We start from the raw sequence: 19975 nt of genomic DNA, 5'->3' as shown, positions 1-19975 counted from the left end.
TTCCGCTATAATTCCAAGTCTTGGCCTGGTAGCTCAGTCGGTAGAGCAGAGGATTGAAAATCCTTGTGTCGGTGGTTCGATTCCGCCCCGGGCCACCAAATTCAAATAATGCCCTGCTCATGCGGGGCATTTTCTTTTGGGCGGGCTGGATTAGCCACCATAAGAGCCGGATATCCCCATCATGAACTGTCCTTTTAAAGGACGAAGCAATTAGACATCCCTGTGTCAGTAGATGTCGTTTAAAACGACAATTCAATCAAATAGCTCTTTGATTAACCCGCTTTGATAATTCCTCGGCCGACTCTTTTCGCTCACTGTAGCGATCGGTCAAATAAGTTGAAACTGAGCGAGTCAATAAGGTAAATTTAACAAGCTCTTCCATGACATCAACTACTCGATCGTAATTGGCCGAAGGTTTCATGCGATTGTTATCCTCAAACTCTAGAAATGCTTTGGGCACTGACGATTGATTGGGAATTGTGATCATCCTCATCCATCTACCTAGAATTCGCATTTGATTGAGCGCATTAAAAGATTGCGAACCACCGCTCACTTGTAATAAAGCTAAAGTTTTGCCTTGAGAGGGTCTGACAGCGCCAACGCTAAGTGGTATCCAATCGATTTGAGATTTCATCAGCCCTGTCATAGCGCCATGGCGCTCTGGACTACTCCAAATCATTCCCTCTGACCACTCTACAAGTCCTCTGAGTTCTACTACTTTGGGATGTGTTTCGGGAGCGTCATCTACTTGCGGCAATCCATGAGGATTAAAAAACTTAGTCTCACAGCCCATCGCCTTTAATATGCGTTCCGCTTCTTCTGCTAAAAGGCGACTAAACGATCTTTCTCTCAATGAGCCATACAACAGCAATATCTTAGGAGGATGATTTAACGGAGCGCCAGCTTGAAGCTGTTCAAGGTAAGGATTTTGAAATAGTGCTTTGTCGATATTAGGAAGGTCGGTCATAGGTAGAGTGTAATGAGTAACTGGCTGTAATAAAACTGTCATAGATTAGCAAAATAGATTCCGTACAATCAAATATCAAACAACAAAAAGTAGGATCTAAGCCAAATGAAGCAATACAACATTCTCTTTCTATGTACCCACAACTCCGCTCGCTCAGTATTGGGAGAGGCTTTGGCATCTACACATCAAAGTGGATTATTTGTTGGTTATTCCGCAGGATCAACTCCTGGCACTTCAGTCAACCCATTTGCGGCTGAATTGACTAAAGAAATGGGATACGATCAAAGCAAGTTGAGAAGTAAGAGTTGGGATGAGTATGGCCTGCCCGATGCCCCCAAGATGGATTTCATTGTGACTGTTTGTGACAATGCCGCCGGTGAAGTCTGTCCAGTATGGCCCGGTAACCCAGCGACAGCTCATTGGGGCTTTCCTGATCCATCACAAGTTCAAGGGACAGACGAAGATAAGAAGCGAGCCTTCAAAGATGTCATGATTGGTTTGAAAAAGCGTATCGAGCTTTTAGCGTCTATGCCGTTAGAAAAGCTGGACTCAATGAGCTTAAAAGAGATTCATACCAAGGCCTAATTCTTAACTAGAGTCAGACATCCTCGGCCCTGGTCGATTCCGCCCCGGGCCACCAAGAAACACCAAAACCACCCTCGGGTGGTTTTTTCATTTGCGGTTCGACTAATTAGATTCACTTAGAATCAAGCTATGCGTTTGATGTCTATTGCCACCCTCATCTTTTTATTCAATACAGCTTTTATGCCTGTGTTCGGGATGGCTCACGAGCAATCACATCAAGCTCAGGAAGGTGTGGTCCAAATTGCTTGGAATGATGATCAATCTAGCAATGGCTTATTTCAAATAGCCCACGATGATCATCAGGTTCAAGCGGGCTCTAGTGATTTGGATGAGCACTCTAGTGACCATCAATGTCATCATATTTCAGTAATAGGGATGGTGAGCTTCGAGGGCGGGCAAGTGGTAATTCACTCCTCTGGCCATATTTTTTCTGAGCCAATTTTTCTGATTCAATCTTTTCCTGCTTTCATCGAGTATCCGCCCAGAAGCGCTTAAACAAATAGCTCCGTACTCAATCTATTGCGATTGAGCATCACACATTTGTTTAGGGTTTTATATGAAAGCGATCAAAGTTGTTTTGTTTGCCTTGGCTTTAGTCTCCAGTATTTATAGCGCAGTAGTAAATGCGGAAGAGTCTATTGATGACCGTACACTGATTTTGTTGGTAGGTCCCGCAATGGAGAAAAATACAGTAGATGGTTCAAAAGCCTATGGCACTTCATTGGCTGTTGAATTTACGGCGATTGAACATCAATTAGAAATTGAGGTGGAAACGCAGTATCTGAGTACATCCAATCCAAAAGAGCTCGGCGCCCAAATCATCTTTAAAAAACCATTTGAGTTGGCATCCGATATTGAGCTTGGCGTAGGCTTAGGGCCTGCTATCTGGAGGAAAACAAGCTCCCCCAGTAGTGGCCTTCAATCAGGAGTTTCCTTCGTCGCAGATTTTATGTTTTGGACAACAAAGAAAGTCGGGTGGTATCTAAGTCCTAGTTATACCTACGGCATGAGTGGTGGTGCCGAGAGGGTAATCGGGCTTTCAGTGGGATTATTGTTTTCAATGTAAGGATTGGATCAGTCATCCTAGGCCCTGGTCGATTCCGCCCCGGGCCACCAAGATTCAAAAAGAGAGCTTTTAGCTCTCTCTTCATTTCTACCCTAGCTATTTGTGTCTAAGTTAAGCAATGGTGTACCCACCTTAGTTCTAGCGTCTTATGTCGTTGCTTAGAGCTTCTAATCTAATGATCAGGATGTTTAATCCTGTCCTACCGTTTCTGCTATTCAAGTGGTCATGGTCGGGGCACCCCACGCATGAAGTGTCCTTTATAAGGACGCTTGCATATTAGTTAGTGAGCGTGGCTTAAGTCAACGCTTATCGGTTGTCCAAGTATTTTTTAGAAAATAAAATAGCTGTATGACAACAGTAACCCACCCAAAAAGTGACTAAGGTAATCAAAGTACCTGAAAGTCACCTAGAAGTAATCTCCTCACCCCGGCCGGAATCCCAACCCACAGCCCTAAGCCAGCTCAAATATGCTGAGCCCACCGAGCTCTATCTGCGTGATGGCGAAGTCGTTATTCATCGCAGACCCGGAAGTCCACTTTGGCATTGCCGCTTTAGATTACAAGATGGCTCGTGGCATCGTCAGACTACCCGTCAAGCCAGCATTGAGCACGCTGTACGAATGGCTTGCGATCTTTACGATGAAACCAGATTTCGCCAAAGACTAGGGCTTGCACAAAAGTCACCCACGTTTGCAGAAATTGCACACGCCACTCTCTACTCAATGCGGCAAGACTTGGATGTGGGTATAGGCAAGAGTGTGTACGGTAGCTACATCACCTGTATTGAGAAATACTTTCTACCTTACTTTCAGGACAAAAGACTAGAAGAGATAACCTACACAGACGTGCATGAGTTTGAGGTTTGGCGAAATAGGCAGATGAACAAGGTGCCTAGAGCCAGCACCTTAATGAACTTTGCCAGTGCTTGGACTAAGTTACAACTGGTAGCTATTAGCAAAGGCTGGATCAGCGAACGAGTAGCTATTCCCAAACTCACAGCCAGAGGGCAGAAAGGTAAAACCCGTCCAGCATTCACTCGTGAAGAGATTGATCGCTTATTAGAGTTTATGGAGCCATGGATCAAGCAAGGCAGATTAGAGATTGAGCATGAGACTCGCCCTCTACTGCGCGACTATATTGAAATGCTTTTATACACAGGCATGAGGCATGGCACTGAGGCACTGAATATATGCTGGAACAATATTGAGTGGCACACGCAGGGAGATAAGAAATACCTACGTATTTGGGTGGATGGCAAGACGGGTGGGCGTTGGCTAATTGCCAAACATAAGGCAGTAGATGTGCTCAAACGATTACACAGTAGGCAACGTGCCGTGTGGGATATTCCCTTTGATCGGCTGTTTGAGACTCGTTGCCCAGAGCGGATCTTTGTATTTGCCAATGGTCATCAGCCCATGCGGATTGATGGCGCATTTAAGCGACTAATGCGAGATAGTGGTTTGGGATTAAGTCACGATGGACAGATGCGTACTTTGTATTCCTTGCGTCATACCTACGCTACTTTGGAGCTACTAGAGAACAAGACAGATATTCATACGCTGTCTAAGCAGATGGGAAATAGTGCCGCCATGATTGATCGTCATTACAGCAAGTTGACGGCAACAATGGCGGCGGATAGGTTGGCTTGAGAACCTACTAGAACAAGGTGACTAAATTACTAAATCTGAATGAAATTTTTGTATTAATGAGTCTTGAATCTCTTTATCACTTAGCATTAAATGATTTATGGCCTCCGTTTGATTGTTGTAGAACTCACTGTCTAATAAACACCCATTTTTTAAGTGACGCAATAAGTCATGTTCAATGTTTACAAAGGATTTCATGATCCTATTTCGAGCTGACCAGCTCCTTGCGGCATTTGCTAAGTTATTAAGTAACAAATAATCAGACTTACAAGTGAATGAACAAATCAAAGGATACGTGCCAGAAATTTTTACGAAGAGAAGATTATTAGGCTTGAAATTAATTACATTTGTTACGTAATTAAACTGTCCAATATTTAAAGTTTTAATTAAGCACTCAAGCTTTGAGAGTTCAGCACAATGATTATTTTTATTCAAAATAGAATTCTCAAATATGATGCTTCCTTCAAACCAATCTTCAATTCTTGAATCAAGAGTATTTGAAAATAGGAATAGTTGACTTTTTGGCTCAAATATTTTTTTCATATAAGAATGAATGGCCCGCTATGGGTTCGCGGGCCATTTCCACAAATTAAGGAGTGCAAATTGATGAAGTTTTTTTGCGGCGCGCCAGCCTGTCAACGTTATGAAACAGGTTTCTGAATGACCCATTAGCCCCTTGAATAGTAGGCAACAGCTCATCACTAGATAACGAAATGCCTGCTTCATTGGCAATGGATTTGGCAATATCCAAATAAGCATTCGGATTTGCCGCATTCATCTCAACTAAGATGCAACGATCTAACATGCCTTTGTCTAGTTGCGACACATTGTTTGTTGTGAGCACAAATACACCTAATGTCGTATTCAAGGCCGTTTTCAAACTTTGTTGCGCCAGCTTGGTTAAGTTATCCACCTCATCAAGGATGAAGTAATGAAGGCCGCTGACGTTTAGCGACATTGTTGTCATGATTGCATCAATCTTAGTCATTAGCTGTGGCCCATTAAAGCCCTGCTGACAGCCTATAAACACTGGATCCCAAACTAACTCTTCTTTAGTTTTGCCATATTCAATGTGGTTAGGTAGCATTTTGGCCAGTGTGGTTTTGCCTGTCCCAAAGACTCCGTATAAAAGAATCGCTGATTTGCCGCTGTAAGGTAATTCTTCGGCACCCGAGACAATATCTTCAATCCGCAATTTAGATTCATTATTTCCAAAGATGATGTCATCAATTGTTTTAGGCTCATGATTATTTCCTTTCGTAAACATTTGTATTCCTTTCAAATAAGAATGGGGAACGCTCATAACATTCCCCTTGATTAATTAAGCAGATTTAGCAACCGCGCCATCTGCATCATTTGCCGCTTTGACCTCTGCCCTAGCTTTATCTTCAAGCTCTTTGCCAACTGCATACAAAGAGGTAAAGGCAGACTTAACCAGTCCGTCTTGACGCAAAACTGCATAGACACCAAAACTGCCGTCAGCCTGTTGCTCCGCTAAAAGTACGCACATATCACCTAGGTACTGAGCATCAGCAACATGTGAGAGCAATTCGGACTTGGCATAGCCAATCGGTGTTTTGCCTTTTAGATTGTTTTTTGCAATCTCAGCTTTGGCCGCAGGCTTGATGTAAGTGGCGCTCTTACCAAGACTGATCTCTTGAACGCCGCCACGCTCTTCCACCCATGCTGAAAAGTCAGTTATCAAAACTTTCTCTTTCATTGCCTGACGAATAACCAAAGAGTAGGTGCTGATACGGCGGCGATCTCTAGATCCAAAAACAGCACGCACTACACGTGTCGCTAATGGGAGATCCTTTTTATATGTGTAGCCACGATCTTTATAGAAAGACTCTAAAGATTCGCTACGTTGTTTAGCTTCTGGAAGTGTCAGGTCACCACAAAAAGCCAAGCAATCGCCCAATACTGCATATAAGGCTTGATTACTTGTTCTATAGGCACCTTGTTCCCAGCTAATACGATTTGCTTCCATATTAGTAAGGGCAACGGTAGTACCAACAGCAACGTTAGCTACTTTCGTTGTGTCCTTTAAAAGGACGTTTGTTGTAACAGGGGTTGTATCTACTGCGTTTAATAATGCATTCATTTTTAACTCTCTTTCTGTATTAAGAAATATGACTGCTTGTTAAGAAATTTAACCGCTTAGCCATAATTAAATTAGAATGCAGAACGGGTATATTTCTGATACTATTAGAAATTCCTGCAATTTACATGCCAAGAAAATGCCAAGAAGATTCCTCGCTCCGTACCCTATATTTGGTACAAAAAACAAAAGACTGCCACTTGGTTATCAAAAGCGCAGTCCTTATTACTGGTGGTGGCAGTTCTTACGCCGTAATCAAGAATATTTAGAGTGTTGTGAGCGTGGCGGCAAAGGAAAACATGCCGAGCTATATAAAGACTTTGGAGATGTGAGAGATGATGACTTTCACAAGTGGTGGACTAAGGACGAGCGAGGACCGAATTTATTCGCCGAAAACTATGGGGCAATGAAATTAACAGAGCTGGAAGATAAGTCACAGTGGCAAGATGGTTGGAGCAAAGATGAGGTGATGATTCTTGCTGTACCACTAACGTCTAGTAAAAGGTATTTACAAAGTCGTTTTGCACAACTATTAAAAGAGCGCCATACGGCAGGACGTGGTAGACCAACTAAGGGATCAACTAAAAGTAATGCCAAGTATCAATTGGCTAGAAATTACACAGTACAAAATTTAGAGAAAACCTTAGATGTATATGACGAATACATTAAGCACAAAGGAAAGAAGCCAAAAGTGCCCAATTGGAAGATAGGTGAGAGCTTAACCTTAATCCCCAAAGCAATGACTTCTCCAAAGCTCTTTCCAGCTATGAATGCCGCAAGGAGGAATACCATGGGCTCAAGCGTAAAAAGGTATCTAAGTAGTGCCGAGCTAATAATTGAGAATGTGGTTCTAGGTAAATTCCCCGCACAGTAAATGTCCTTTAAAAGGACAAATTTGATATCCTAATAACAACTTGTAAGCAAATATGAGGGTTATATGGATTTTTACTACAAAGCACCAGTGTGGGAAGAGGAAAGTGATATTCCTCATACGACAAAGTTAGCTAAACCTATAAAGCCTATAAAGGTTAAGAATGCTCGTGTAATTGATGTTACCGATGCGAAATATAGGCGTTCAACATTTAGTGGCACTTTCTTGCTTGGTGATCAAGTACTTATTCTTGATGGAAAGAACAATGCAACTAGAGTTGAGGTTCTGTGTAAGTGGTTTGGTCATCGACTTGCCACAAGAGGATTGGCTTTTACTGTCAACTTAAAGACAGCAAGGGTTAATGACAACTACACTGGAGAAGTGTTTAGTGACTTCTCCAAGAAGTTAGATTAACTCAACAGCGGCCTTAAGTTGATCGGGACTGCTGTAGAGATAGGTGGCGGTGGTGCTGATGTTGCGGTGCCCAGCTAAGCTCTTCAATATATGAATCGCTGTGCCTTTATTGGCAAGTCCAGTTAAGAATGTGCGTCTACCACTATGGCTACTGGCACCTTCTAAACCAACAGAGCGGTATAGATAAAAGAAGTACTGGGTAAGAGAGTTGGCCGAGAACCCTGCTTGCTTCTGCGTGTAAAACAAGGGCTTAGTGACATCTTTGATTTTGATAGCCTTGATGTACTGAGCCAATTCCTTTTGCATCCGTTCATTTAAGTAAACAGTACGAGCGTGTTTGCCCTTGGTTTGATCGGGCATCAAGCGTACTTCGCCCTTAATAGTGCTGTCGCCGCTTAAAACGTCGTTTATGCGTAGCGCGGCTACTTCAGCTACTCGCATGCCCGCGTAGTGCGTAAGTAGCAACATAGCGCGATTACGTGCTGAATGCCTGCGTGTAGCAACATGATCTAAAACTCTGCGTAGTTCTTGTGGGTTTAAAACTCTAGCTTGTGACATATGTATCTCCCTGAAATGTATTAAATACAGAGTTACAGTATGTTTTCTTAGATTCGGTTTGGGCAACCGAAAATGGCTGAAAAAGAAACGCTTTTTTATCAATGAGTTAGGCAAAAATATAAGAGTAGTACTGTTCTCTTATATTTATCGTGGCATTTTCGCCACGATATTTGATGGCCGTTTAAAACGACCTACAAGCGTTTTAAATTTCGGTTCGGCTACCCAAGCCAGCGACATTATGAGATCAGTGCTTATAAGACTTCTTTGACTGATAGAATAATTTGAAGATATTACTTGTGAGCAAGAAAATGGCATATTACTCAAATAGTCCACAAAAGAATTTAAACGACTTATACAAAATTCTTTTTGAAATGGAGCGCTTTGGAATTCTTAATCAAGATTTTTATCAGCCCATTAACACTCTAATGTCTTCGTTATATCCAGATGAAACCAATGCATACGAAGATGCAAATGAAATTTCAAGTGAAGATGACTGGGCATTGGCGGCCCCTGATGTAATTGAGCTGTGGCCTTATGTTGATGATGTAGATAAAGAACAGTTTATCGAAGACTTTAAAAATGTTATGTATGCCTGCTTCTTTAATGAAGCTTATCTAGTTGCTGATGAAGAAAGTACTGTTGAGCAAATTGTCAGCATGAGAAATATTGACCGCTATAGGGAAGAAATAAGAGTAGATATCGATCTTGAAGCTCAACAAAAGTATGCAAATGTGAAACGAACTGTTTGGTTTCCGGAGGATGTACCACCTGCTAGAGTTGGCATATATGAGGTCTCATCAGAAAGCTATGAGGCCCCATTATTCTGCGGATATGCCTCATGGAATGGTAAGTATTGGTCTTCTGAATACCCGCTGTTATCCGAAGCAAAAGCAATAACAAAGAAAGAAAATGAACATAAGGATTGGTATTCCTTTTGCTGGAGAGGGTTTGTAGAAGAAGTTCGATGAATATTATGGCGAACTACATTCGCCAGTGATTTCGCTTGTCGCTCATCACAATTTCTTTCTTTTGATTGATTTTCGCTAGATTCAATCTACACTGAGCCTTAGGCAACAGGCTCAGTAATAGAAAAGGACTTTCGCTGAGTTCTTTACTACACCACTATAAGCACAACCAAATTGGTAAGGGCGGTTTCGCTATCTCCTTTTACGTGCGGCTTAAAACGCAACAATGACAAAAGCAATAAGTGGCTACCTTTGTCTTGTTTGAAAGTTGCTGTGTAAGCAGGGCTTTCTCGTGATCCATAGAGCTACGTTCTACGATCTTTGTGCTGAATTACATTCTTGAGTCAGTTGGGTAGCAACATCCAACGGCATCCAATTGGTTAGTGACTGCAAGTCTCTGCTACTGCCCAGAATTTCCATGACTGTGACTCTAAGTCCAGCTTTAGGGTGACATAACGACTGGGTGTCACTGCCCTTGTTTCAGTAGTAATAAGTGATGGCATACAAAGCGTTCTTCCGCCTTGTCGTCAAAGTTATTTAGTGAAACCTAATAAAAGGAGAGCAGATCTGGGTCAAATCATTAGATCTTTGTGGCTTTTGGCAAAAAGAGGTTGTCCATCCAAAAACTCTGACCATAAATTAAGTGTGCCCATTAACTTATAGGAGAAAAAGATGAGCACATTAAACAGTTTGAAAATGGTTAATTCAAAAAAGCCAACAGCTATTCCACCAGTACTGCATCGTCGTAATAAATTAGCCAACAAAGTCTGGGAGCAGATCCAGTTAGCTAAAGCCAGTAAAGAAGGGGGTACATTTACTGTTAAGAAATTCAAAACAGTTAAAGACATTACTGGCGCACGTAAAACCATTGAACATGAAAAGCGTATTCGTCAATGGTGGTTCGTTGCTATGGATGGCAAGGTTTGCTTAAACATCCGCTATGGTGCCAAGATCATTGAGTTTGCTAAAGGTAAGACTGCTGTAGAAGTCAACTCAGCAGAGGAGCTTATTAAAGCCCTAGAGATTATTAAGGTCGCCGTAGAAGCGGGTGAGCTTGATACTCAAATTGAAGCCGCAAGCGGCGCTGTACGTGCGGGCTTTGGCCGTTGATGTTTGTCCTTTTAAAGGACATTTATATATGGGGCGCACCGCAAGGTAGCCCCATAGGTGGCGATAGCTGTCGCCACCGATCCAGCGAAGCCTAAGACGAATGTCCTGCACCAGCTGGTGCGCTTAGGACAGAGAAGACCATCATTTTCCAGCACCACGTGGTGCACGTTTTGGAAAAGATGGGTGGGCTGAAGCCCCCATCGCAGAGGCGAGCCAGCTGGCAAAGAGCCGAATGCGACATGATTTAAAAGACCCGAGGGGCGCCGAGACTATAAATATTTGTATGAACAAATATCAAGCCCTTGTCCGTATCAATGGTCATCAAGTTAAAACAGCAGTATTTGCCGATAGTCAGATCCATGCGCGGCTGATTCTGCAATATCAATTTGGTATGAATAGTTTGGCATCTGCCCCCAGCTTGTCTGAGGATGAAGATGCGCTTACTGTAGATGAAGCTATCAAAATGATTAAGCCTATTAAGACAATGAATCTCAAGCAGGCAAGAGTTACCTCTCTTAGGCGTAATGTAGATTCAGCAAAACAACAATTAAAGCTCGAGAAAGATCGCCAGCATCACCAACAGGCTATTAAGCCGATCAGTAGCAAGCCCTAAAAATTTACCGCGCAATTTTCAACGCCAGTGGAGATCTCGGCCCCTGGTGATCTAATCTAACCCCACCTCGTATTCGTAATAATTCTTATTTTGAAAATCAGGCGATTTGGTATGAATTCAGGGAATTTTTAGTAATCTTTTGAACTAAATTGATTTTTGTGACTATCGGGATGAGAGGTATAGCTAGTATTGATATCTAGCGGAGATAGAATAAGAAAAATATTTGGAGAAAATTGCTATGAAAAAATTTGATTTGCATGCCTCAAGAAATTTTAATAATGACAGCTACTTTGGTTCATTTGAAGTTAATTCAGTAGATGACTTTTATGAGAATTTAATTCTCTACTGGAATAAAGCAGGCCTGCGCGAAGGAAGGGATGAAATGATCATTACTTCAAAAGTTGAATTCGAAGGGGAGATCTATGACTTTAATCTTGGGCACTATGTTGTAGCTGATGACGAGGATGAAGTTGAAGCGTTATTTAATACGCCTGATAAGGATGAAATAGAAAGTTCAATCACTAAACATCTAATTGGCGATTATGCGGGTATGAATGAAGATGACATGTTTGAGCGTCTTGTAGAGGCGCTAATTAAATAACCTGTCCTTTAAAAGGACGGTTCATGCACGGGGTACACCGATCACGACAAGGACATCACATCCTTGCGTCAGTCAAATCCCCACTACGCCACCAAACTTTCTCTCACTCCTTGCGTGGGTCAAAATAACTCAACCAAATCAACCCCATACAAACACCCAAGAAAGTTTTGTGCACAAAGTTAGCCTATGGTGGGGTGAACCTTTTGAGATCTAGCGGGAGTTTAGTCTGGGGGACAGAGTTGAAAATCCTTGTGTCGGTGGTTCGATTCCGCCCCGGGCCACCAAGAATCACAATAGCCCACTTGTTGGGCTATTTTCTTTTATGGCTTGGCAGGGTTAGCCACCATTAGTCTTGGATATCCCCATCTAGAACCGTCCCTTAAAAGGACATGTCAATTAAACATCCCTGTGTCAGTCAATGTCGTTTAAAACGACAAAACTGTAAAATAGGCTCTTAACATTCGAGTCTAAATGCCCACTTAATAAAGCCAATGAAGACCATAGAAATCAAAAGTGCATGGAAGGGCAAGAGTAATTGTGAGGCATGCTCTATTAGGAGTTCTGCATTATTTGCTGAACTCAATGAAGAAGACTTTTCAAAGATCCATAGTCCAATAGATGATTTGAGCTTTGAGGCTTATTCGAGCATTTATGCCCAAGGAGATACCGCACAAGATCTATATACCCTTCGAGAGGGTTATATCAAATTACTGCATGTCAACCCAGATGGCTCTAGCAGAATTATTAGGGTAGTAATGCCAGGAAATCTATTTGGCATGGAGGCTTTATTGGGTGAGCGTTATGAGCATTCTGCAGTTGCCCTTACAAATATTCATTTATGCAAAATCCCTAAATCAATTATTTCTTCTTTAGGCGAGGAGTCTCCAAGACTTCATCGTCAAATTGTTAAGAAATGGGGTGAAGCATTATCCCAATCAGAATCATGGTTCTCGGAGATTAATACCGGAAGAATCGAGGTGCGTCTTGCCCGCTTCCTTTTAAAGTTAGCCAAACAATCGGGATCCTTTGCCATTGCGCCGCTGTTTAAGCGCGAAGACATGGGTTTGATGATGGATGTCAAATTTGAGACGATTAGCAGGGCTTTGGCATCTATGGCTGATCAAGGCTTAATTAGCAACATTACCCGTCTTTCCGTACAAATTCCCAATATCGACACATTACGTAACTTCTCTGAAAAGGGAATTTAGCCCTTCTATTGGAGGGCATGATCCAGAAATGTCCTTTAAAAGTACGGATCATTTTTTCTTCAGCAATTCCAAGGAATCAGGATGTTTTTCTAGTAGACCTTCTTTTTCTAATGTGGCGATAGCCCTATATAAGGCCTCATGCGTCACCCCAATCTCTGAAGCCATGGACTTGAAATCAGACTGAAGTGTCAATACGCCTTGTTTGCCTTCGGTCTCAATCAGATGAATTAATTTACTGCGAATGTCTTTGAGTCCCAATCGTTCAGATTGTGTTCGAAGGCGCATGATCTCTTTGCTTAGCAACTGCACCCATTTCATTGAGAACTTGCTATCGGCGAGTGCTTCTCTTAAAGATTTAATGGGTAGCGTGATCGCTTGTCCATTGTGAGTCGCAATAGCATCACAGTGATAAGCATCTACTAACAAACTGGCTTCACTGACAAAGCCACCCTTACATCTTTGTAATGTAGTGGGCTCTCCATGGCTACTGATTCTCGTAAGAACAGCTTCGCCCGAAACAATAAAGAACATGTATTCAGGTTTTTTGCCCTGATGGAAAAGGTAATCACCTTTTTCAAAGTGATGGGCATGACATTGCCCCAATAGTCCTTTGGGCAGGAGCTCCTTTAGCAGTTCAGGAATATAGATGTCCATATGATTTAAATCATACGCTCTTTGGATGATTGAGCGAATAATCAATTCATACAAAGGAGGTTGGTATGGAAACAATCAATTTAACGGTAAGTGGAATGACTTGTGGTGCTTGCGTAAAGCATGTTGAAAAAGCCATTAATTCAATTGCTGGGGTGCAAAAGGTTGAGGTAGATCTTGCCTCTGGCGCAGTCAAGGTTGAAGGCAATATCTCGCAACAGGTAAAAGAGATTATTGCGGCATTAGAAGAGGATGGTTATCCCGCAAAGATCAGTTCTGATGCATCGCCTCAAGCAAAGGCTAAGAGTGGTTCTTGTAAGAGTGGCACAAGTTGTTGCTGTAACTAACTAAATGAATAGGAAATTCAAAATGAAAACTGTAAACAAAATTGCAATTAGCGTTGCCACTGTCATGGGTCTTGGATTGGCTGTAGCCTATGCTCAGCCAGGTCCAATGGGTAATGGCATAGGCCCAGGCATGATGCGCGGCCAAATGATGCAAGGTCAGATGATGGAGCAAAACGCCAACATGAAAATCATGCGCGAGTTAATGACGCCAGCCGAAAGACTTGCCATGATGGACAAGATGATGGATGCCAAAACAGTAGAAGAGCGTCAAGCAATCATGACAGCTACGCATACAGAGATGGAAAAGCGCGCCAAAGAAAAAGGCATTACTTTGCCTGCAGGACATGGTCCGCAAATGATGTCAGGCAGAAACTGCGGATAAATCAGTTGAGCGTGGGTAGAAGCCACCTTCGGGTGGTAACACCGCTCAATGCAGACAAGTTATTGATATAGATCAAATGGCTTGGTGCTTATGAGCATAGTCTTAACAAAGCAAAAATAATAATTAATGGGGGTTATATGAAATGTAATGTTGGCCGTATCGATCGCGTACTACGCATCTCTGTTGGACTGGTCTTAGTTGGTTTAGCCGCAAGCAATGTGGTTGGCGTATGGGGCTGGATTGGCATTATTCCTTTGGCAACTGGCTTATTTAAGTTCTGCCCAATGTATCCAATCTTGGGAATCAATTCTTGTGGCGCTGGCCGTGGCAATGGCAGTTGTTCTAAGTAATCTTTTGCCAACAGCTAACAAGCAAATCAATGATAAGGATTTACGATGATCAATCCAGAACAAACTAGAGCATCTAGCTCTAAAGGGTGGAGCCCCTATTTGGCAGGAGCCTTAGTTGGAGTACTGGCTATTGTTTCTGTCTATCTGACTACCGTTTATATGGGCAAGTCCACCTACTTAGGAGCATCAACTACTTTTGTTCGCGCGGCAGGTCTAGCAGTTCAAGTGGTAGACCCTAGCTATGTTGCACAAAATGTTTATTACGCAAAAGAAAAGGTTGTCATTGATTGGCAATTTCTCATGGTGATTGGCATCTTCTTTGGCGCATTGCTTTCCTCAAAAATGGATGGCAGTTTTAAGTTAGAAAGCTTGCCACCATTATGGGAAAAACGTTTTGGCTCTTCAGTTCCAAAGCGTGCTGTATTTGCTTTTGTTGGCGGCATCGTGGCAATGATTGGCGCTCGCTTAGCCGATGGCTGTCCTAGTGGACATGGACTGAGCGGCATGATGCAGTTATCAGTAAGTTCTTTTGTCGCATTAGCCATGTTCTTTGGTTTTGGCGTCATCGTCGCAAGCTTCATGTACAGAAAGGCAAGCTAATCATGTCTATAGATCAACTATTAGGATTAGCAACTGGCGTTATCTTTGGTTTCTTATTACAAAAAGGGCGTGTTCTACGCTATGACAAGCAAGTTGCCGCATTGCTATTAAAAGACATGACAATATTTAAGTTCATGCTCTCAGCCATTGTTGTGGGTATGTTTGGTGTTTTAGCTTTGCATGAGATGGGGCTTATTACATTGAGCCTTAAAGCAATGAATGTCGGTGGCATTTTGGTGGGCGGCGCATTGTTTGGTGTGGGTTGGGCAGTCTTGGGCTATTGTCCTGGCACCTCAGTAGGCGCAGTTGGTGAAGGTCGCTGGACTGCAATCTTTGGAGTTATTGGCATGGTAGTTGGCGCAGGAATTTATGCCCAAATGTATCCATTCTTTAAATCAACGGTGCTTGCTTGGGCCGACTTAGGAAAGATTGGATTACCCGAGACTCTTGGCGTTAATCAATGGGTTGTTGCCGTAGTATTCGCGTTGATTACTCTTGGTATGTTTCGCTGGTTTGAGAAAAAAGGACTTTGAAGGTATGCGAGAGCTCTGAAGTTGGCTCTCGCCATCCCTTAACCTAAGCGTCGATTAAATAGGCGCTCACTGAAACGTCCTTTAAAAGGACAAATTTGGTAATCAGGTATAGAATTTGAACCATGTTGCCTCGTAGTAAAACACTCGTTTTATTCATTTGCCTCTTCATGATCGCATTTAAGGTGGCCGCTGGAAGTATTTTTATTCAAGCCGCAATAGAGCGAGCGCAGATTGATAGCTCTTATGCCAATGTACCAATCTCACAGCAGTCGTATGAGAGTGCTGGGTCATTCACCGATAAGCATCAGGTTCACACCATGCATCTAATGAGTCATGTGACTGCAAACATTAGCGAGGCTGGAATAACCGTTTTTTCCCTACCCAAGACCCCAATTCAATTTGCTATAGCAAATAAAGTTTTGTTTTCGCAAAACTTTCCTGACTCAGCGTTTAAACCACCCAAAGCTACAGCCTAATATTTTTAGGTTCGGTTTGTCATAGTGGCGTTTTCATTTGCCATATAGCTACTAACGTTTAGCTATGTTTGGGAAACCCCACCATGCTCAGCTTAAAGCCGTGAGCTATGGAAAAGAAAAGCCAGCCAACCTATCTTAGACAGAAGCGGTATTTAAAGAAAACTATCGTGCTGACATTGTTTATCACTAAACCTTCAGACGACCCATTATTAGGAAATGATTATGAAAAAGTTATTTAGAGGAATTTGTCTTTTGACCCTGATGTTAGCCGGTTGTGCCAGCAATAAATCTAGTAATACTATGGCAACCATTGAGAGTAAAGACGCAATACAAAAACAAGTAGAGACGGTTCGAAAAAAAATGATTAGTTGTATTGCCCAAGTAAATGCTAAGGATGATGCGAAAGATGTGAATGCCAACATCATCATTATTTTGCCCAATAATCCCAATGCAAAAAAGTTATTGAGTTCAACAGAATTCATTACTGATCAGCAGGCTATGGAACTCAAACAATTTAAGGAAGAAACAATGCAATGTCGTGGCATTGCTAAGGAATTTCCAAAGCCAGAAATGGTCGCAGTTTTTGAGTATTACTACTCTAAAGTAGACGATGTTTATAGCGACCTAGTCAATAAAAAAATTACCATTGGCGTTGCCAATCAAGAGCGACAAATGCGGTTGCATTACACCAACGACAAGTGGACTGAGGTCATGAAAGACTATCAAGGGAGTTAATCTATGGCGACCAAGTACAAATTTTTATGTAAATCTTGTAAATATGAATGCATTAGTGGTATTGGTACCGAGCTTGGTCCTCGCTCCTCTGAGGTAGCCATGACTTGTAGCTCATGCGCCTTGATCGATACCTATACCGTTCCCAATTCAGAGAGCATTAGTGCTGAGCTTCCCTTTAAGCCCTTATGTAGAGCTTGTGGTTCAGGGGATTATTTGGAGCCATGGGACGGTATCACTTGTCCTTATTGCAAAAATCATATGCGAGCAACCGGAAACCACATAGGGGCTCAGCATCGATTAGGAGGCTGGTAGGAATGGGTATTTAAGAACCGTCCTTTTAAAGGACGGTTCTGATGTATGAATTAAAAAATCCCGATATTTTGCTTTGGATGGTTAGAGGTGTAGCTAAATTGGCATCTATTGTCATATAACTGTCATTTATCCAAACTAGAGTGTCAGCAAATGCGTAGCTCATCAAAACTGCTGGTAACTCTAATCTGTATTTTTATTGTTGCCTTTAAATGCACTTCTGCGGCGGCTTTTGTTCAAAATGGATTAGGGCAAGTTCACAAGATTAACGGCGTAGCATCAAAGAACTTTTGCCTTTCAAAATCATCTAATCAAGATATTAAAAACGCCAACTATTTTCAGTTTTCATCTCATGTGCTGGGATATCTTGAATCTGATCCTAAGCCAGAATTGAGAAATACTAAAGCTATCATCACAAATATTGCCGAGTACTCAAATCCCCACTTGAAGATAATTTCTAGTCGAATCTTTAGACCACCTCGGTCCATAGCCTAAATCACGTTTTCAATTTTTAAACCCCAAGGGATTCCACTTTGGGGCGCAATGTTATGTATTTTTTAATTTAATAAGGATTTTTTATGAAACAACAGTTTAAGAAAGTTATCACTGCGGGCATGTTCATTGCTTGCTCATCTGTGTTTGTACAGGTTGCTCAGGCAACAGATATCACTGGCGCAGGCTCCTCTTTTATCTATCCAGTACTCTCTAAATGGTCTGAAGCTTTTAAAGCGAAAACAGGTAATAACTTGAACTACCAGTCAATTGGATCCGGTGGTGGTATCAAACAAATTAAAGCTAAGACAGTTGATTTTGGTGCTACTGACGCTCCTATGAGTTTTGAAGAATTAGAGGCGAGTGGGATGGTTCAGTTCCCAGCAATTATTGGTGGCGTAGTACCTGTTGTTAATATTGAAGGCATAAAGCCAGGTCAACTGAAGCTATCAAGTGATGTGCTGTCTGATATTTTCCAAGGAACAATCGCAAACTGGAACGACAAGCGTATTAAGTTGCTTAACCCTGGCCTTCAAATTCCTGCCGGTGAGATTACAGTTGTTACTCGTGCTGATGGTTCTGGTACAACAGCGATCTTTACTAATTATCTTTCTAAGGTAAACAAAGGCTGGAAAGATGCAGTTGGTTTTGGTGCTTCTGTGAAGTGGCCAGCTCCGTCAACTGTCAGCGGTAAGGGCAACGAAGGGGTATCGGCAAACATAGCTCGTATTAAGAATTCAATCGGCTATGTAGAGTATGCATACGCTAAGAAGAACAATATGAGTTACACACAAATGAAGAATGCTGAAGAGAAGTTTGTAGAGCCAACAGCGGCCTCTTTCGCGGCGGCTTCTGCAGGAACTGACTGGTCTAAGTTTCCAGGCATGAATACTTTCATTACTAATGCGCCTGGCGCCAACGCTTGGCCAATTACTGGCGCTACGTTTGTGGTGATTTACAAAAAACCTGAAAACAAAGCTACCGCATCAGAAACCATCAAGTTTTTTGATTTTGGCTTTAAAGATGGCAAGAAAATGGCTTCAGATTTGGACTATGTGCCAATGCCCGATGCTACTACCAACTTCATTCGTAAGAGTGTCTGGTCACAGGTTGATACTAAGTAATCTACTTAATTTTGGTAATCAAAACCACCCTCCGGGGTGGTTTTTTTCGATTAAGTCTCAATAATGTCCTTTAAAAGGACAAATCAAGTAGACATCCCTGCGCCAGTCGATGTCGTTTAAAACGACATTTCTAATTACGCCCAAGGGTTAGTCCTAGCTATATTCCGCCCTACTTAGAGCTAAATTGAATTGTCATAGCAAAAGCCAATTCAAGATCGTTATCGGTTGGAGGAGACACTAACCACCTTAGGGTGGTTTTTTATTTGCATAGGTTGGGTAGCGTGTCGTTTAAAACGACAAATTTGGTAATCGGGTATAGAATCTGAACCATGTTGCTCCGCAAAAAAACGCTGGTTTTATTCATATGCTTTTTCATGATTGCATTCAAGGCGGCCGCTGGAAGTATTTTTATTCAAGCCGCAATTGAGCGGGCAGAGCTTGCTTATAGTTACGCCAACGGTTCAATAGTGATGCAAGTACAGAACATTGCAGAATCAGCAGATGACAAAGAGCCGGTTCACACCATGTACCTCATGAGTCATGTAACTGCAAACATTGCCGAAATTGGGATTACTGTTTTTTCTCCACCGATTTCAGTTGATACGTTTTCTATTGCAAATGAAGTTTTGTTTTCGCAAAACTTCCCCGACTCAGCCTTTAAGCCACCCAAAGTTACAGCCTAATCTTCTTGGGCGGGACGTGCTCTAAAGGCATGCCCCTTTGTTTTTTGGCTACCGATGTGTAGCTATATTTGGGAAATATCATCATGTTTAAATTTGTAAAAATATTGCCATTGGCATTATTAGTTTTATTTGTATCCGCGTGTAGTAGCGTTAAGTTAGATGACGCCAATGGTGTGGCTGAAGTTAATGCTGGCGGCTCAATGACTTACGATCCCATTAGCGATCCCAAGTCTAGTGTGTATGGAAAGCGTTCAATCTATTTTGAGTTTGATAGCTACACCGTAGATCCAAAATATGTTTCAACTATCTCTGCTCATGCCTCTTACTTAAAATCGTTTCAAAAGCAAAAAGCCTCCGTGATCATTCAAGGCAATACCGACGATCGTGGAACTGCAGAGTACAACCTAGCCTTAGGTCAAAAGCGATCCGAAGCTGTTAAGAAAGCTCTAGTTGCACAAGGTGTTAGCGAATCTCAGTTGGAGGCGGTGAGCTTTGGAAAAGAAAAGCCAGCTGACCCAGCTCAGACAGAAGCGGCATTTAAAGAAAACCGCCGCGCTGATTTTGTATATCGCTAAACATCCAAGGCTAC

Annotated in this window: 29 protein-coding genes and 1 tRNA gene; 24 read left to right on the top strand and 6 right to left on the bottom strand. The window is 42.2% G+C overall.

Annotated features, from left to right (window positions below):
• Positions 1–22 precede the first annotated feature (22 nt).
• Positions 23–98: transfer RNA gene (locus C2757_RS08855), tRNA-Phe, on the top strand.
• 158 nt (positions 99–256) lie between these two features.
• Here C2757_RS08855 and arsH read toward each other — a convergent pair.
• On the bottom strand, positions 257–967 hold the full coding sequence (gene arsH, locus C2757_RS08850) for an arsenical resistance protein ArsH (RefSeq protein ID WP_215377076.1): 711 nt from the start codon (positions 965–967) through the stop codon (positions 257–259).
• Positions 968–1072: 105 nt separating this feature from the next.
• On the opposite strand from arsH, the gene C2757_RS08845 reads away from it, so the two are divergent.
• The 5 genes from C2757_RS08845 to C2757_RS08830 all read left to right on the top strand — a co-directional run bounded on the left by C2757_RS08845 (position 1073) and on the right by C2757_RS08830 (position 4266).
• Positions 1073–1552: an arsenate reductase ArsC gene (locus C2757_RS08845; protein WP_215374515.1), complete on the top strand. Its 480-nt coding sequence runs from the start codon at positions 1073–1075 to the stop codon at positions 1550–1552.
• 129 nt (positions 1553–1681) lie between these two features.
• A complete protein-coding gene (locus tag C2757_RS08840; RefSeq protein WP_071467002.1) occupies positions 1682–2047 on the top strand; it encodes a hypothetical protein in 366 nt (121 codons plus the stop codon).
• A 61-nt stretch (positions 2048–2108) separates the two neighbouring features.
• Positions 2109–2618 (top strand): hypothetical protein, encoded by a 510-nt coding sequence (locus C2757_RS08835; protein ID WP_215374511.1) that lies wholly within the window; start codon positions 2109–2111, stop codon positions 2616–2618.
• Between the two features lie 467 nt (positions 2619–3085).
• The gene (locus tag C2757_RS09025) at positions 3086–3283 is read left to right on the top strand and encodes a hypothetical protein (protein ID WP_251366746.1); all 198 of its coding nucleotides are present in this window, start codon (positions 3086–3088) and stop codon (positions 3281–3283) included.
• Positions 3284–3339: 56 nt separating this feature from the next.
• Positions 3340–4266, top strand: coding sequence for a tyrosine-type recombinase/integrase (locus C2757_RS08830; RefSeq protein ID WP_251366745.1), 927 nt, complete (start codon positions 3340–3342; stop codon positions 4264–4266).
• A 21-nt stretch (positions 4267–4287) separates the two neighbouring features.
• Here C2757_RS08830 and C2757_RS08825 read toward each other — a convergent pair whose 3' ends face one another.
• The 3 genes from C2757_RS08825 to C2757_RS08815 are packed head-to-tail and all read right to left on the bottom strand — an operon-like array spanning position 4288 to position 6367.
• Positions 4288–4806 carry a hypothetical protein gene (locus C2757_RS08825; protein WP_215306607.1) on the bottom strand — a complete coding sequence of 173 codons (519 nt, stop codon included), beginning with the start codon at positions 4804–4806 and terminating at the stop codon, positions 4288–4290.
• Between the two features lie 46 nt (positions 4807–4852).
• Positions 4853–5566, bottom strand: a complete 714-nt coding sequence (locus C2757_RS08820; protein ID WP_215374506.1) for an AAA family ATPase — start codon at positions 5564–5566, stop codon at positions 4853–4855.
• Positions 5567–5584: 18 nt separating this feature from the next.
• A complete protein-coding gene (locus tag C2757_RS08815; RefSeq protein ID WP_215374503.1) occupies positions 5585–6367 on the bottom strand; it encodes a hypothetical protein in 783 nt (260 codons plus the stop codon).
• A gap of 76 nt (positions 6368–6443) precedes the next feature.
• Here C2757_RS08815 and C2757_RS08810 point away from each other — a divergent pair, with 76 nt between their 5' ends.
• On the top strand, positions 6444–7238 hold the full coding sequence (locus tag C2757_RS08810) for a hypothetical protein (protein WP_215374500.1): 795 nt from the start codon (positions 6444–6446) through the stop codon (positions 7236–7238).
• Positions 7239–7301: 63 nt separating this feature from the next.
• Positions 7302–7649, top strand: a complete 348-nt coding sequence (locus C2757_RS08805) for a hypothetical protein (RefSeq protein ID WP_215374497.1) — start codon at positions 7302–7304, stop codon at positions 7647–7649.
• Here C2757_RS08805 and C2757_RS08800 read toward each other — a convergent pair.
• Positions 7641–8207: a site-specific integrase gene (locus C2757_RS08800; RefSeq protein ID WP_215374494.1), complete on the bottom strand. Its 567-nt coding sequence runs from the start codon at positions 8205–8207 to the stop codon at positions 7641–7643. The genes C2757_RS08805 and C2757_RS08800 overlap by 9 nt on opposite strands.
• A gap of 281 nt (positions 8208–8488) precedes the next feature.
• Here C2757_RS08800 and C2757_RS08795 point away from each other — a divergent pair, with 281 nt between their 5' ends.
• The 5 genes from C2757_RS08795 to C2757_RS08775 all read left to right on the top strand — a co-directional run bounded on the left by C2757_RS08795 (position 8489) and on the right by C2757_RS08775 (position 12704).
• Complete coding sequence (locus tag C2757_RS08795) at positions 8489–9175, top strand: hypothetical protein (RefSeq protein WP_215272792.1); 687 nt, start codon at positions 8489–8491, stop codon at positions 9173–9175.
• A gap of 669 nt (positions 9176–9844) precedes the next feature.
• A complete protein-coding gene (locus C2757_RS08790) occupies positions 9845–10282 on the top strand; it encodes a DUF6641 family protein (protein WP_112295091.1) in 438 nt (145 codons plus the stop codon).
• Between the two features lie 283 nt (positions 10283–10565).
• Positions 10566–10895 carry a hypothetical protein gene (locus C2757_RS08785; RefSeq protein ID WP_112295090.1) on the top strand — a complete coding sequence of 110 codons (330 nt, stop codon included), beginning with the start codon at positions 10566–10568 and terminating at the stop codon, positions 10893–10895.
• Between the two features lie 238 nt (positions 10896–11133).
• On the top strand, positions 11134–11496 hold the full coding sequence (locus C2757_RS08780) for a hypothetical protein (RefSeq protein WP_215306617.1): 363 nt from the start codon (positions 11134–11136) through the stop codon (positions 11494–11496).
• A 491-nt stretch (positions 11497–11987) separates the two neighbouring features.
• The gene (locus C2757_RS08775; RefSeq protein ID WP_215374491.1) at positions 11988–12704 is read left to right on the top strand and encodes a Crp/Fnr family transcriptional regulator; all 717 of its coding nucleotides are present in this window, start codon (positions 11988–11990) and stop codon (positions 12702–12704) included.
• 48 nt (positions 12705–12752) lie between these two features.
• On the opposite strand, the gene C2757_RS08770 is transcribed toward C2757_RS08775, so the two are convergent.
• On the bottom strand, positions 12753–13358 hold the full coding sequence (locus C2757_RS08770) for a Crp/Fnr family transcriptional regulator (RefSeq protein ID WP_215307312.1): 606 nt from the start codon (positions 13356–13358) through the stop codon (positions 12753–12755).
• 65 nt (positions 13359–13423) lie between these two features.
• On the opposite strand from C2757_RS08770, the gene C2757_RS08765 reads away from it, so the two are divergent.
• The 11 genes from C2757_RS08765 (at position 13424) to pal (ending at position 19961) form a co-directional block, all read left to right on the top strand.
• The gene (locus tag C2757_RS08765) at positions 13424–13702 is read left to right on the top strand and encodes a heavy-metal-associated domain-containing protein (RefSeq protein WP_096673119.1); all 279 of its coding nucleotides are present in this window, start codon (positions 13424–13426) and stop codon (positions 13700–13702) included.
• Positions 13703–13724: 22 nt separating this feature from the next.
• Positions 13725–14084: a hypothetical protein gene (locus tag C2757_RS08760; RefSeq protein WP_215273606.1), complete on the top strand. Its 360-nt coding sequence runs from the start codon at positions 13725–13727 to the stop codon at positions 14082–14084.
• A 137-nt stretch (positions 14085–14221) separates the two neighbouring features.
• Positions 14222–14434, top strand: a complete 213-nt coding sequence (locus C2757_RS08755) for a DUF2892 domain-containing protein (RefSeq protein ID WP_096673115.1) — start codon at positions 14222–14224, stop codon at positions 14432–14434.
• 45 nt (positions 14435–14479) lie between these two features.
• Complete coding sequence (locus tag C2757_RS08750; protein ID WP_215282143.1) at positions 14480–15034, top strand: YeeE/YedE thiosulfate transporter family protein; 555 nt, start codon at positions 14480–14482, stop codon at positions 15032–15034.
• A 2-nt stretch (positions 15035–15036) separates the two neighbouring features.
• Positions 15037–15567 carry a YeeE/YedE thiosulfate transporter family protein gene (locus C2757_RS08745; RefSeq protein ID WP_215293392.1) on the top strand — a complete coding sequence of 177 codons (531 nt, stop codon included), beginning with the start codon at positions 15037–15039 and terminating at the stop codon, positions 15565–15567.
• A gap of 122 nt (positions 15568–15689) precedes the next feature.
• A complete protein-coding gene (locus tag C2757_RS08740) occupies positions 15690–16043 on the top strand; it encodes a hypothetical protein (protein WP_215374488.1) in 354 nt (117 codons plus the stop codon).
• A gap of 222 nt (positions 16044–16265) precedes the next feature.
• The gene (locus C2757_RS08735; RefSeq protein WP_215374485.1) at positions 16266–16778 is read left to right on the top strand and encodes a hypothetical protein; all 513 of its coding nucleotides are present in this window, start codon (positions 16266–16268) and stop codon (positions 16776–16778) included.
• 462 nt (positions 16779–17240) lie between these two features.
• Positions 17241–17582 carry a hypothetical protein gene (locus C2757_RS08730; protein ID WP_215296040.1) on the top strand — a complete coding sequence of 114 codons (342 nt, stop codon included), beginning with the start codon at positions 17241–17243 and terminating at the stop codon, positions 17580–17582.
• An 83-nt stretch (positions 17583–17665) separates the two neighbouring features.
• Positions 17666–18703, top strand: a complete 1038-nt coding sequence (pstS, locus tag C2757_RS08725) for a phosphate ABC transporter substrate-binding protein PstS (RefSeq protein WP_215374482.1) — start codon at positions 17666–17668, stop codon at positions 18701–18703.
• Positions 18704–19032: 329 nt separating this feature from the next.
• Complete coding sequence (locus C2757_RS08720; protein WP_215374479.1) at positions 19033–19386, top strand: hypothetical protein; 354 nt, start codon at positions 19033–19035, stop codon at positions 19384–19386.
• A gap of 83 nt (positions 19387–19469) precedes the next feature.
• A complete protein-coding gene (gene pal, locus C2757_RS08715) occupies positions 19470–19961 on the top strand; it encodes a peptidoglycan-associated lipoprotein Pal (protein WP_215374476.1) in 492 nt (163 codons plus the stop codon).
• Positions 19962–19975: the final 14 nt, after the last annotated feature.

It is taken from the genome of Polynucleobacter sp. MWH-Svant-W18, assembly GCF_018687495.1.
Taxonomy (GTDB): domain Bacteria; phylum Pseudomonadota; class Gammaproteobacteria; order Burkholderiales; family Burkholderiaceae; genus Polynucleobacter.
Note: the sequence above shows the minus strand (reverse complement) of the source record. Positions and strands in the feature narration are given on the sequence as shown.

What these genes read in the sequence shown, in the direction of transcription:
- arsH (WP_215377076.1), bottom strand. Translation starts at nt 967, where the DNA reads ATGACCGACCTTCCTAATATCGACAAAGCACTATTTCAAAATCCTTAC.
- C2757_RS08845 (WP_215374515.1), top strand. Translation starts at nt 1,073, where the DNA reads ATGAAGCAATACAACATTCTCTTTCTATGTACCCACAACTCCGCTCGC.
- C2757_RS08840 (WP_071467002.1), top strand. Translation starts at nt 1,682, where the DNA reads ATGCGTTTGATGTCTATTGCCACCCTCATCTTTTTATTCAATACAGCT.
- C2757_RS08835 (WP_215374511.1), top strand. Translation starts at nt 2,109, where the DNA reads ATGAAAGCGATCAAAGTTGTTTTGTTTGCCTTGGCTTTAGTCTCCAGT.
- C2757_RS09025 (WP_251366746.1), top strand. Translation starts at nt 3,086, where the DNA reads ATGCTGAGCCCACCGAGCTCTATCTGCGTGATGGCGAAGTCGTTATTC.
- C2757_RS08830 (WP_251366745.1), top strand. Translation starts at nt 3,340, where the DNA reads ATGCGGCAAGACTTGGATGTGGGTATAGGCAAGAGTGTGTACGGTAGC.
- C2757_RS08825 (WP_215306607.1), bottom strand. Translation starts at nt 4,806, where the DNA reads ATGAAAAAAATATTTGAGCCAAAAAGTCAACTATTCCTATTTTCAAAT.
- C2757_RS08820 (WP_215374506.1), bottom strand. Translation starts at nt 5,566, where the DNA reads ATGAGCGTTCCCCATTCTTATTTGAAAGGAATACAAATGTTTACGAAA.
- C2757_RS08815 (WP_215374503.1), bottom strand. Translation starts at nt 6,367, where the DNA reads ATGAATGCATTATTAAACGCAGTAGATACAACCCCTGTTACAACAAAC.
- C2757_RS08810 (WP_215374500.1), top strand. Translation starts at nt 6,444, where the DNA reads ATGCAGAACGGGTATATTTCTGATACTATTAGAAATTCCTGCAATTTA.
- C2757_RS08805 (WP_215374497.1), top strand. Translation starts at nt 7,302, where the DNA reads ATGGATTTTTACTACAAAGCACCAGTGTGGGAAGAGGAAAGTGATATT.
- C2757_RS08800 (WP_215374494.1), bottom strand. Translation starts at nt 8,207, where the DNA reads ATGTCACAAGCTAGAGTTTTAAACCCACAAGAACTACGCAGAGTTTTA.
- C2757_RS08790 (WP_112295091.1), top strand. Translation starts at nt 9,845, where the DNA reads ATGAGCACATTAAACAGTTTGAAAATGGTTAATTCAAAAAAGCCAACA.
- C2757_RS08785 (WP_112295090.1), top strand. Translation starts at nt 10,566, where the DNA reads ATGAACAAATATCAAGCCCTTGTCCGTATCAATGGTCATCAAGTTAAA.
- C2757_RS08780 (WP_215306617.1), top strand. Translation starts at nt 11,134, where the DNA reads ATGAAAAAATTTGATTTGCATGCCTCAAGAAATTTTAATAATGACAGC.
- C2757_RS08775 (WP_215374491.1), top strand. Translation starts at nt 11,988, where the DNA reads ATGAAGACCATAGAAATCAAAAGTGCATGGAAGGGCAAGAGTAATTGT.
- C2757_RS08770 (WP_215307312.1), bottom strand. Translation starts at nt 13,358, where the DNA reads ATGGACATCTATATTCCTGAACTGCTAAAGGAGCTCCTGCCCAAAGGA.
- C2757_RS08765 (WP_096673119.1), top strand. Translation starts at nt 13,424, where the DNA reads ATGGAAACAATCAATTTAACGGTAAGTGGAATGACTTGTGGTGCTTGC.
- C2757_RS08760 (WP_215273606.1), top strand. Translation starts at nt 13,725, where the DNA reads ATGAAAACTGTAAACAAAATTGCAATTAGCGTTGCCACTGTCATGGGT.
- C2757_RS08755 (WP_096673115.1), top strand. Translation starts at nt 14,222, where the DNA reads ATGAAATGTAATGTTGGCCGTATCGATCGCGTACTACGCATCTCTGTT.
- C2757_RS08750 (WP_215282143.1), top strand. Translation starts at nt 14,480, where the DNA reads ATGATCAATCCAGAACAAACTAGAGCATCTAGCTCTAAAGGGTGGAGC.
- C2757_RS08745 (WP_215293392.1), top strand. Translation starts at nt 15,037, where the DNA reads ATGTCTATAGATCAACTATTAGGATTAGCAACTGGCGTTATCTTTGGT.
- C2757_RS08740 (WP_215374488.1), top strand. Translation starts at nt 15,690, where the DNA reads ATGTTGCCTCGTAGTAAAACACTCGTTTTATTCATTTGCCTCTTCATG.
- C2757_RS08735 (WP_215374485.1), top strand. Translation starts at nt 16,266, where the DNA reads ATGAAAAAGTTATTTAGAGGAATTTGTCTTTTGACCCTGATGTTAGCC.
- C2757_RS08730 (WP_215296040.1), top strand. Translation starts at nt 17,241, where the DNA reads ATGCGTAGCTCATCAAAACTGCTGGTAACTCTAATCTGTATTTTTATT.
- pstS (WP_215374482.1), top strand. Translation starts at nt 17,666, where the DNA reads ATGAAACAACAGTTTAAGAAAGTTATCACTGCGGGCATGTTCATTGCT.
- C2757_RS08720 (WP_215374479.1), top strand. Translation starts at nt 19,033, where the DNA reads ATGTTGCTCCGCAAAAAAACGCTGGTTTTATTCATATGCTTTTTCATG.
- pal (WP_215374476.1), top strand. Translation starts at nt 19,470, where the DNA reads ATGTTTAAATTTGTAAAAATATTGCCATTGGCATTATTAGTTTTATTT.